This window comes from Acinetobacter qingfengensis, assembly GCF_008693185.1.
Taxonomy (GTDB): Bacteria; Pseudomonadota; Gammaproteobacteria; order Pseudomonadales; family Moraxellaceae; genus Acinetobacter; species Acinetobacter qingfengensis.
In genome coordinates, this window is record NZ_VXKN01000013.1 from 24,274 (window position 1) to 35,204 (window position 10,931).

Here is a 10,931-nt window from a genome sequence, read left to right on the forward strand (position 1 = left end):
AAAAAAACTTCCGCCACCTCCGTAAAGGTGACGGAAGTGTTGAGTTAAATTAATTTACAATTTGTAAATCCTGTAAACGATAGACATCCATTGGAAGTTTCACCGCAAATGCTTGGCAAACGGCTTCTGCACCATTAATCGTGGTCGTGTAATACACTTTACCTTGCATGGCTGCGCGGCGGATTGCAGCAGAGTCGTATTGCGCTTGTTTACCTTCAGTAGTGTTGACAATAAGGTGTATTTCACCATTTTTCAAGCGGTCAACAATATGTGGGCGACCTTCAGTCACTTTATTGACGCGTTCGCAATCAATACCTGCTTCCTTTAACACTCGATGTGTTCCACCAGTGGCAACCAGTTTAAAGCCATATTGAACAAGCTGTTTCGCAATTTCAACGATGTCTTTTTTATCAGATTCACGAACAGATAAGAAGGCGTGTTTGACTTCATTCTCTGTTGGTAAACCTGGTAGGCGATCATTTGAACCAAGAACTGCTTTGTAGAACGCTTCACCAAATGTTTGTCCAACACCCATGACTTCACCAGTTGATTTCATTTCTGGTCCAAGCATAGGATCAACACCCGGAAATTTTGCAAAAGGGAAAACAGCTTCCTTAACGGCAAAACGTGTTGGAATAATTTCTTTGGTAAAGTTTTGATCTTGTAGTGAACGGCCTGCCATACAACGGGCGGCTACTTTCGCAAGAGAGTCGCCAATACATTTGGATACAAATGGTACGGTACGAGAGGCGCGAGGATTGACTTCAAGCACATAAACATCATTACCCTTTACAGCAAACTGTACGTTCATCAAACCAATGACACCAAGCTCTTTGGCCATGGCAACTGTTTGACGACGCATCTCATCCTGAATGTCCTGAGATAGCGAATACGGTGGAATGGAGCATGCAGAGTCGCCAGAATGAATACCAGCTTGTTCAATATGCTGCATAATTCCGCCAATTACAACATCTTTGCCATCTGACACACAGTCCACATCGACTTCAATTGCAGAATCAAGGAAATGGTCAAGCAGTACAGGTGCTTCATTGGAGGCTTGAACAGCTTCACGAAGATAGCGTTTTAACTCTTCTTCGTTATAGACGATTTCCATAGCACGACCACCCAATACATAAGATGGGCGAACAACCAGTGGATAACCTACTTTCGCTGCTTCAGATATGCCTTCTTCAGCAGATTTGACAATGCTATTGTTTGGTTGACGTAACTGTAAACGCTGAATCATTTGTTGGAAACGTTCACGGTCTTCTGCACGGTCAATTGCATCAGGTGATGTGCCAATGATTGGTGTGCCTGCCTCTTCTAAAGCACGCGCCAATTTCAAAGGTGTTTGACCACCATATTGTACGATAACACCTTTAGGTTTTTCCGTGCGAACAATTTCCAGAACATCTTCAAGTGTTACCGGTTCGAAGTATAAACGGTCAGAAGTATCATAGTCGGTAGAAACAGTTTCAGGGTTGCAATTCACCATGATGGTTTCGTAACCATCTTCACGCATTGCTAATGCTGCATGTACGCAGCAGTAATCAAATTCAATCCCTTGACCAATACGGTTCGGACCACCGCCAATGACCATGATTTTGTCACGATTTGAAGGGTTTGCTTCACATTCTTCATCGTAAGTTGAATACATATAGGCCGTTGAAGATTCAAATTCAGCAGCACAGGTATCTACACGTTTGTAAACGGGATATACACCTAAATTCCAGCGATGTTTACGGAATTGCTTTTGTGAAATACCCATTAAGTTTGCAATACGTAAATCAGATAAACCTTTACGTTTAAACGAACGAATATTTTCTGCTGTTAAGTCACCAAATCCAAGTGATTTAACCTGTGTTTCAGTTTTAATGATGTCTTCAATCTGGACCAGAAACCAGCGGTCAATTTTTGTTGCGTCAAAAACATCATCAATACTAAAACCATGACGGAATGCATCAGCAACATACCAGATACGCTCAGGGCCAGGAACTTTTAATTCCTTGAGAATTCTATCTTTTGCCTCGTCTGTGCCAACTGGAATTTGCTCATCAAAGCCGCACACACCAACTTCAAGACCACGAAGTGCTTTCTGTACAGATTCCTGAAAATTACGGCCAATCGCCATGACTTCACCCACTGATTTCATTTGGGTCGTCAAGACAGGCTCTGCTTGTGGAAATTTCTCAAAGTTAAAACGAGGAATTTTCGTGACTACATAATCAATAGATGGTTCAAAGGATGCAGGTGTTACACCACCAGTAATGTCATTTTTTAATTCATCAAGTGTATAACCGACAGCAAGTTTTGCGGCAATTTTTGCAATTGGAAAGCCAGTTGCTTTTGATGCTAATGCTGATGAGCGTGAAACACGTGGGTTCATTTCGATTACGACCATACGGCCATCGTTTGGATTGATTCCAAATTGAACGTTTGACCCACCAGTTTCAACACCAATTTCACGTAGTACCGCAATCGAGGCATTACGCATTAACTGATATTCTTTGTCAGTTAACGTTTGTGCAGGTGCAACAGTAATTGAGTCACCTGTATGCACCCCCATTGGATCAAAGTTTTCAATCGCACAAACAATAATGCAGTTGTCGTTTTTATCACGTACAACTTCCATTTCGTATTCTTTCCAACCAATCAATGATTCATCAATCAATAATTGGTGGGTAGGAGAAAGGTCAAAACCACGCTCACAAATTTCTAGAAATTCTTCACGATTGTAAGCAATACCGCCGCCGGAACCGCCCATAGTGAAAGATGGACGAATGATGACAGGAAAGCCAAAACCAGCCTGAATTTCCAGCGCTTCTTGCATATTTTCAGCAACGGCAGCACGAGGGCATTCCAAACCAATTTTTTTCATTGCTGCATCAAACAGCTTACGATCTTCGGCTTTTTCAATGGCATCTTTGGTTGCACCGATTAGTTCGCAACCATATTTTTCCAGTACGCCATTTTCATCCAATGCTAATGCACAATTTAAAGCAGTTTGACCACCCATGGTTGGCAAAACTGCATCAGGGCGTTCTTTTTCAATGATTTGAGCAACAGTTTGCCAAGTGATTGGCTCAATGTAGGTTGCATCTGCCATAGATGGATCGGTCATAATGGTTGCAGGATTTGAGTTAACCAAAATGACACGATAACCTTCTTCACGTAAAGCTTTACACGCTTGTGCGCCAGAATAGTCAAACTCACAAGCTTGACCAATTACAATTGGACCAGCACCGATAATCAGGATGCTTTTTATGTCCGTACGTTTAGGCATAGGTATGTTCCTTGCTTATCGTTAATACGAGTCAAAAATTTTCAATATTGATGTCTACACCACATGATTTAAAAATGGTAGCAGATAATCTTAAATATTGTTGAGATGTAATTTCAGGAGTTAATGGAAGTACCATGTTTAAAGGCTTCCATTGATCAAATAAAGTAAATGATGGAATAAAAAGATGCTGGGCAAATGAGAAAAATGCGGGTACATCAGATTCATCTACATTTTGATAACGATAAGTCTTAAACACGTCGGGAAGAAGCTCTATATCTAGATTCTTTCCATAATATTTACTATTGGTTTTGCGATATTCATTTAATCGCTTATGCAGATCTTTTAACAACTCATTGTTTGCTTTTTTGAGTACTGGTAATTGTTGCCCATAATAAATATAGCTTAATTGGGCTCGTACCTGTTTTTCATTTCCACTCTTGAGTATGGTATCAGCTAAGGACAAATAATATTGTTTAACATATTCTGGGGTCATTTTTTGTAGATAGCATATACGAATTTTTTTTAAGTCGTATGGTGTATCTGTTGACATTGATGCAATCAACCGTTCTGAAAATGGCCAAAATGTGTTTTGATGTGTCAATAACTGATGCAGTTCAATCATTGGAAAAGTATTCACAAGAATAAGCTGTTTGCTTTGCTCGGTGTCCAGTAAAATTTCATTTGGAATCTTATCTATATCTAGCGTGCCAAAACTATCCAGACTAGGTGAAGTTTGAGCAGTATGAGTGATATAGTTTTTAAGAAGAAACAGAAACTTTTCTTGGTCTGAACTGTGAGCTGTTAAAGCTGAATCATTAGATTCTGATGAACTTTGATTAGATTGCGCAAATAAAAAGGGACTAAATATCCCAATTAGGCAAGCTAAAGCAAGATTGCTACAGAATCTATTCATCATTCCTTGTGTCCACTCAGGTTATTTTGCTGACTCAATCAATTCAATGAAATGATCAAACAATGGCGCACAATCATGTGGTCCCGGACTGGCTTCAGGATGTCCCTGAAAACTAAATGCCGGTTTATCAGTACGGTGAATCCCTTGCAATGTACCATCAAATAACGATTTATGGGTTGCTTTGAGATTTATTGGTAATGTTTCTGCATCAACAGCAAAACCGTGGTTTTGTGAAGTGATCATGACTGTACCATCTTCAAGATTTTGTACAGGATGGTTTGCACCATGATGACCATGCCCCATTTTGATGGTTTTTGCACCGGAAGCCAAAGCTAGAATTTGATGTCCTAAGCAAATACCAAATACAGGTAAGTTGGTGGTTTCAACAATTGTTTTAACTGCTTCAATTGCATAGTCACATGCTGCAGGATCACCAGGGCCATTAGACAGAAAAACACCATCTGGATTAAGCGCCAATACTTTTGCAGCAGGTGTTTGTGCCGGAACGACTGTCAGTTTACAACCACGATCTGCAAGCATACGTAAAATGTTGGTTTTTACACCATAATCATAAGCCACTACATGGAACTTTAACTCAGGTTGTGTAAAGCCATGACCAAGTGTCCATGAACCTTGTGTCCATTCAAAACCTTCTTGATCACAACATTCTTTGGCAAGATCCAGACCATTTAATCCGCAAAAAGCACGTGCCTGTTCAATTGCTTCCTGTTCAGAGATGTTTTCACCAGCAATGATACAACCGTTTTGCGCACCTTTATCACGTAACATACGGGTTAACTTACGGGTATCAATATCAGCAATTGCAACGACATTATGTTGTTTTAAGTAGTCGCTTAAAGATTGCTCGGAGCGAAAATTACTATGTAAAAGTGGTAAATCACGGATGATCAAACCATTGGCCCATACTTTATGGATGCGACCAGACTCAGTATCTTCTTCGTTGCAACCAGTATTACCAATGTGTGGATAAGTTAATGTCACAAGTTGTTGTGCATAACTTGGGTCAGTTAAAATTTCTTGATAGCCAGTCATGGCAGTGTTAAAAACGACTTCACCAGTCGTAATTCCCGTTGCACCGATAGCAGTACCTTTAAAAATGGTACCATCGGCAAGGGCTAAAATGGCGGGGGTGCTCAAACCAAAGCTCCTGAATTTTAAGCTGTAAAAAAGCGAGTAGACCGAAATAAAGGCAAGGTGTAAATTACACGTCCTCTTTGGTCTGCCCGCTTGTAACTTAAAAACATATTGTACGCATGAAAAGGGTAAAAGTCTATGTAAAAAGCAGGAAAAATTAAGCTGATTACAATATCAACCGATGCAAATTTATAGGGAATTTAAACGGATCTATAATTGCTTATGATAAATGATGAAACAATTGTCTGATAAATTAATTTTGTGAAAATATTAAAATAGTGTTTAATAAAAAATGATTGAAAAATATACTTTGAGAGGGCAATACAATGACTGACAATACAACCAAAACAGAAACATCTGAAATCGAAACGTCATCTCCTGAAAATCAGATCGACTCTAATCAGGATAATGCTAAAAAAGATTATGCCCAATCGATTCAGGTACAAGTTGCAGAAGTTAAGCAGGAACTTTTACAGCGTATAGAAGCATTAAAAGCACAATTCCCATTAACTCAAGATGATTTACAATCTTTAAAAGAAACATTAAAAACCGAATTGTCGGCAATTCTGGAAGACGTCACTCAGGTCTCCAAAGAAATTAAACAGGATTTGACAGAATTATCCGCAAAACATAAAGAGTCATTAACTGCAACAATTCAGCGTACAAAGGATCATACACTGGATGCATGGAATAAACTGCATCCTGCTGACAAAACTGAAGATGCTACAAAATCTGAGGAAAAAGAGGTTTAATCAACTTTTTCCCCATGACAATAAAATTACAGGTTATCTATAAATCATAGCTAACCTGTTTTTATTGTGATAAGTGTAATTAAAGCCGATGTAACCAATCTCTTTTATTGTGAAAGTCGGGTTGTGGGCTACTGTGCTGCATTGCAAAAAAATGCTGTTGCTGTGCAGTATTAATTACCGCAGATAAACCAAAGTATAAATCCTGTAGTTTAATCTGATCATGATTTAAAAGCTGGCTTAGATCCAGTGTTGCTGTTAAACCAAAGTTGGTTCGTTGTAAGTCGACCAGTTCGATATCAGTTGCTGTTAAAGGAGGAATTTGTTCCGGATAGCGGTATTCCTCAAACTGATAAGCTTGCCAAGCTAGGGTAGGGGAAAGATTAATTTCCCGATATTGATCCTGTTGTGCGAAACCAATAAAAATTTCAAAGCAGGTATGCTCCCACAGAAAATCACAGCGAGGATGTCCTGCAAGCTTTTCTCTCCAGACAATTTTTTGTTCAGGATCATTGACCCAAAAACCCACCTGAATAATTGTGTTAGTGGGTGTTTCCATAGCACCAATTAGCTGAATATCCCGCGTTGCTTGAAATGCTGTTAATTCAAAACTTGCCATATTCTATTAGTTACTTAAATGTGCATAACGGATAATGTTGGAAAGTTTTTGATTTTGCTGCGCAGCTTTTTTGTATAGTAATACAATCTTACCAATTTGTTGCACATTATGTGCTTGTGTGCGTTGGATTAATTCATCAATCAATGCATGGCGTAATTCACGATCTTCACCTGCAATTTTGACTTTAATTAATTCATGATCGTTTAAGGCGCGAAGAGTTTCTTCAATGACATTCTCTGTCAACCCTTGACTACCAATCATGACAACAGGTTGCAGCGCATGCCCGATTTGACGTAAACGTTTGCGTTCCTGAATTTTTAATGTTGACATTGATTAAACCACTAACTAAAAACAGCTTATTGTAATCGTTTTTAATCTTAAATCTAAGTGGAATTATATATATTTTCTCATTTATGATGATATTGACATAAATGCTATATATTTCAACATATCTATTTACTGCAAAGTTGTATATTTTCACGTACAATGCAAGGCGTTTTATCGCTTTCATCAATGAAGAAGTAATGGCAACTAAAATTACCAATCAAAAATTGTCTAAAAGTAGTCGAGCATGGATGCGTGAGCATCTGGATGATCCTTTTGTAAAAAAAGCACAAAAAGAAGGTTATCGTGCGCGGGCAGCTTATAAGCTTTTGGAAATTCAGGAAAAACATAAAGTCATTAAACCTGGGATGACAGTTGTTGACTTGGGCGCAGCTCCCGGAAGTTGGTCCCAGATAGCAGGCAAATTAGTGGGTAATAAGGGTTTGGTAATTGCATCAGATATCTTGATGATGGACACTTTGCCAGATGTAACTTTCTTGCAGGGTGATTTTAGAGAGCAAGAAATTTTCGAAAAATTGTTAAATATTTTAAATGGTCGCACTGTAGACCTTGTAATTTCCGATATGGCACCCAATACATCAGGTAATAGGGCTGTTGACCAGCCACGGCAGATTTATCTGTGTGAGTTGGCACTGGATTTTGCCAATAAGGTCTTGGGACCAAATGGGCAAATGGTAGTAAAAGTGTTTCAAGGAACTGGTTTTGACGAGTTTCGTAAAATGATGGTTGATAGCTTCGATGTATTGAAGACTGCCAAACCAGAAGCGTCAAGAGCCCGATCAAAAGAAGTTTTTTTGATTGGTCAAGGACGAAAAAAGGCTTTGCAACTCGGCTAAAAGTATGATGAATTAAGCATGCTTCAACGGGTTAAAGCTGTTATATTCGAGATAGCAATTTGGTTGAGTAGAAGTTTTGTGATCAAAACGAATCTACTAAGTTTGATAAATATGGGAATAAAGCGTTGAGCGATCTATTCAAGAATGCCGTGTTGTGGCTGATTATCATAGGTGTTCTGATACTAGTTTTTAGTAATTTCAGCGGAAGTAGTAAAACGGATAGTATGAACTATACTCAGTTCGTTACCGCTGTTGAAGCCAAACAAGTGAAACAAGTCACAATTGATGGTGAACGAATCACTGGGATCAAAGCCAATGGCAGTGAATTTGAAACCATTCGTCCTGATGTGTTCGATCCTGAGTTTGTTCCTACTTTAATGAAAAATGGAGTAGAGGTGCAGGGTACTGCGCCACATCGTCAAGGTCTGCTCATGCAATTGCTGATTGCGAGTTTCCCTGTATTGCTAATCATTTTATTATTCATGTTCTTTATGCGTAATATGGGTGGTGGTGCTGGTGGAAAGGGCGGCCCAATGAGTTTTGGTAAATCCAAAGCCAAAATGCTGTCTGAAGACCAAATCAAAGTAACTTTTAAAGATGTTGCTGGTTGTGATGAAGCAAAACAAGAAGTTGTGGAGATTGTAGACTTCCTGAAAGATCCTGCAAAATTCAAACGTCTTGGTGCCTCTATTCCAAAAGGCGTATTGATGGTTGGTCCACCGGGTACAGGTAAAACCCTATTGGCCAAAGCAATTGCAGGTGAAGCGAAAGTTCCATTCTTTAGCATCTCTGGTTCAGACTTTGTAGAAATGTTTGTTGGTGTCGGTGCATCACGTGTACGGGATATGTTCGAACAGGCAAAACGTCATGCGCCGTGTATTATCTTTATTGACGAGATCGATGCTGTAGGTCGTCATCGTGGTTCGGGTACAGGTGGCGGTCATGATGAGCGTGAACAGACCTTGAACCAGATGTTGGTTGAGATGGATGGTTTTGAAGGTAACGAAGGAATCATTGTCATTGCAGCAACGAACCGAGTGGATGTGTTGGATAAAGCTTTGTTACGTCCAGGTCGTTTTGATCGTCAGGTGATGGTTGGTTTACCGGATATTAAAGGTCGTGAACAAATTCTGAATGTTCATTTGCGTAAGTTGCCATCTGTAACAGGTGTTGATGTACCAGTATTAGCACGTGGTACACCAGGATTTTCTGGTGCACAATTGGCTAACCTTGTTAATGAAGCTGCCTTGTTTGCTGCTCGCCGTAATAAAAATACTGTCGATATGCATGATTTTGAAGATGCAAAAGACAAAATTTATATGGGACCTGAACGTAAATCAATGGTCATTCGTGATGAAGAACGCCGTGCAACGGCTTATCATGAAGCTGGACATGCGATTGTTGCTGAGTTATTACCGGGTACGGATCCTGTGCATAAAGTAACGATTATGCCACGAGGTTGGGCTTTAGGTGTTACATGGCAATTACCAGAGCAGGATGCAATCAGTAATTATAAAAACAAAATGCTAAATGAAATTTCAATTTTATTTGGTGGGCGTATTGCAGAAGAAGTGTTTATTAACCAGCAATCTACAGGTGCATCAAACGACTTTGAGCGTGCAACTAAAATGGCTCGTGCGATGGTGACCAAGTATGGTATGTCTGACAAACTTGGTGTGATGGTGTATGAAGACGAAAATACACAGGGTTTCTTTGGAAATATGGGTAACCGTACGATTTCTGAAGCAACACAGCAACAAGTTGATACTGAAATTCGCCGCATTTTGGATGAACAGTATAAGGTCGCACGTGACATTCTTGAAAATAATCAGGATATTGCACATGCCATGGTTAAAGCTTTGATGGAATGGGAAACTATTGATCGTGATCAGATTCGCGATATTATGGAAGGCCGAGATCCACAACCACCAAAAGTATATGTTGCTGAAAATCCAGTACCGTTAGTAGAAGACAAGAAAGAGGGTGGTGTATCAACCCCGCCACCTTTGCCAACACTTCCTAATTAATTTTAATTAGTTAGGTAATTAAAAGGCCAGTCAGTTTTGACTGGTCTTTTGTTTTTGAAGGAATAAACAAATTAATTACGTTAATTACACTGTACGAAAGTTAATTATTTGTTAGTTTACAAAAATAATGTGACTTGGGTCATTTATTTGCAAATATGGATAAATAATGTAATCCTATATGTAAGAAAATATTTCTAATATTGCAAAATGTTACCAATTACAGAATTTTTAACAATACATCAATAGATTAGATTGAAGACTTGATCATAATTTAGAGATAGCAACAAAACACATAAGGAGGCATGCAATGCGTGCATTGGCAATTTCAACATTAATCGGGGCTGTGGCTTTAACTGGCTGTACAACTGACCCAACTACTGGACAAAGAGATTATAATAAAACTGCAATTGGTGCCGCTTTGGGTGCAGCAGCAGGTTATGGTCTTTCTAAGGGTAATGCGAACAAGTCATCACAGAATAATCGTGCAGCATTAATTGGTGCAGTTGTTGGTGGTGCAGGTGGTTACGTTCTAGATCAACGCGAAAAACGTTTAAAAGAACAATTGGCAGGTTCAGGTGTTTCTGTTGATCGTCATGAAGATGGTTCTATTGGTTTGGTTATGCCAGGTAATATTACTTTTGCAACCAATGATGCGACGATTAATGCTAATTTTTATTCTACTTTGAATAAAGTTGCGCAACAGTTAAATGATGGTAAGGTTGCCGTTGTAGTGTCTGGTTATACAGATTCAACCGGTAATGATTCTATTAATATTCCATTATCACAACGTCGTGCGCAAGCAGTTGCAAATTATTTGATCCAACAAGGTGTACCATCTAATCGTATTAATGCCCAAGGTTACGGTTCTTCTAATCCAATTGCAGATAATACTACTGCTGCTGGTAAACAACAAAACCGCCGTGTAGAGCTACAAATTTACGCAGTACAATAATCAGACTAAACTGGTATTGTTGTCACAAAAGCCATCTCGTATGAGGTGGCTT

Annotated in this window: 9 protein-coding genes; 4 read left to right on the plus strand and 5 right to left on the minus strand. The window is 39.2% G+C overall.

The window, feature by feature from the left end; all coding sequences use genetic code 11:
- Positions 1 to 49 precede the first annotated feature (49 nt).
- The 3 genes from carB to carA are packed head-to-tail and all read right to left on the minus strand — an operon-like array spanning position 50 to position 5,354.
- Positions 50 to 3,283: a carbamoyl-phosphate synthase large subunit gene (carB, locus tag F4V57_RS13725; RefSeq protein WP_070068725.1), complete on the minus strand. Its 3,234-nt coding sequence runs from the start codon at positions 3,281 to 3,283 to the stop codon at positions 50 to 52.
- A gap of 31 nt (positions 3,284 to 3,314) precedes the next feature.
- Positions 3,315 to 4,199: a hypothetical protein gene (locus F4V57_RS13730; protein ID WP_070068726.1), complete on the minus strand. Its 885-nt coding sequence runs from the start codon at positions 4,197 to 4,199 to the stop codon at positions 3,315 to 3,317.
- A gap of 18 nt (positions 4,200 to 4,217) precedes the next feature.
- The gene (gene carA / locus F4V57_RS13735; protein WP_070068727.1) at positions 4,218 to 5,354 is read right to left on the minus strand and encodes a glutamine-hydrolyzing carbamoyl-phosphate synthase small subunit; all 1,137 of its coding nucleotides are present in this window, start codon (positions 5,352 to 5,354) and stop codon (positions 4,218 to 4,220) included.
- 323 nt (positions 5,355 to 5,677) lie between these two features.
- Here carA and F4V57_RS13740 point away from each other — a divergent pair, with 323 nt between their 5' ends.
- Positions 5,678 to 6,103 (plus strand): hypothetical protein, encoded by a 426-nt coding sequence (locus tag F4V57_RS13740; RefSeq protein ID WP_070068728.1) that lies wholly within the window; start codon positions 5,678 to 5,680, stop codon positions 6,101 to 6,103.
- A 79-nt stretch (positions 6,104 to 6,182) separates the two neighbouring features.
- On the opposite strand, the gene F4V57_RS13745 is transcribed toward F4V57_RS13740, so the two are convergent.
- Both F4V57_RS13745 and yhbY read right to left on the minus strand, forming a co-directional pair.
- Positions 6,183 to 6,719, minus strand: coding sequence for a DOMON-like domain-containing protein (locus F4V57_RS13745; protein WP_070068729.1), 537 nt, complete (start codon positions 6,717 to 6,719; stop codon positions 6,183 to 6,185).
- Between the two features lie 6 nt (positions 6,720 to 6,725).
- Positions 6,726 to 7,049 carry a ribosome assembly RNA-binding protein YhbY gene (gene yhbY, locus F4V57_RS13750; RefSeq protein WP_070068730.1) on the minus strand — a complete coding sequence of 108 codons (324 nt, stop codon included), beginning with the start codon at positions 7,047 to 7,049 and terminating at the stop codon, positions 6,726 to 6,728.
- Between the two features lie 194 nt (positions 7,050 to 7,243).
- On the opposite strand from yhbY, the gene rlmE reads away from it, so the two are divergent.
- The 3 genes from rlmE to F4V57_RS13765 all read left to right on the plus strand — a co-directional run bounded on the left by rlmE (position 7,244) and on the right by F4V57_RS13765 (position 10,879).
- Complete coding sequence (gene rlmE, locus F4V57_RS13755; RefSeq protein WP_070068731.1) at positions 7,244 to 7,900, plus strand: 23S rRNA (uridine(2552)-2'-O)-methyltransferase RlmE; 657 nt, start codon at positions 7,244 to 7,246, stop codon at positions 7,898 to 7,900.
- 125 nt (positions 7,901 to 8,025) lie between these two features.
- Positions 8,026 to 9,927 carry an ATP-dependent zinc metalloprotease FtsH gene (ftsH, locus tag F4V57_RS13760; protein WP_070068732.1) on the plus strand — a complete coding sequence of 634 codons (1,902 nt, stop codon included), beginning with the start codon at positions 8,026 to 8,028 and terminating at the stop codon, positions 9,925 to 9,927.
- Positions 9,928 to 10,234: 307 nt separating this feature from the next.
- The gene (locus F4V57_RS13765) at positions 10,235 to 10,879 is read left to right on the plus strand and encodes an OmpA family protein (protein ID WP_070068733.1); all 645 of its coding nucleotides are present in this window, start codon (positions 10,235 to 10,237) and stop codon (positions 10,877 to 10,879) included.
- Positions 10,880 to 10,931 lie beyond the last annotated feature (52 nt).

What these genes read in the sequence shown, in the direction of transcription:
- carB (WP_070068725.1), bottom strand. Translation starts at nt 3,283, where the DNA reads ATGCCTAAACGTACGGACATAAAAAGCATCCTGATTATCGGTGCTGGT.
- F4V57_RS13730 (WP_070068726.1), bottom strand. Translation starts at nt 4,199, where the DNA reads ATGATGAATAGATTCTGTAGCAATCTTGCTTTAGCTTGCCTAATTGGG.
- F4V57_RS13740 (WP_070068728.1), top strand. Translation starts at nt 5,678, where the DNA reads ATGACTGACAATACAACCAAAACAGAAACATCTGAAATCGAAACGTCA.
- F4V57_RS13745 (WP_070068729.1), bottom strand. Translation starts at nt 6,719, where the DNA reads ATGGCAAGTTTTGAATTAACAGCATTTCAAGCAACGCGGGATATTCAG.
- yhbY (WP_070068730.1), bottom strand. Translation starts at nt 7,049, where the DNA reads ATGTCAACATTAAAAATTCAGGAACGCAAACGTTTACGTCAAATCGGG.
- rlmE (WP_070068731.1), top strand. Translation starts at nt 7,244, where the DNA reads ATGGCAACTAAAATTACCAATCAAAAATTGTCTAAAAGTAGTCGAGCA.
- F4V57_RS13765 (WP_070068733.1), top strand. Translation starts at nt 10,235, where the DNA reads ATGCGTGCATTGGCAATTTCAACATTAATCGGGGCTGTGGCTTTAACT.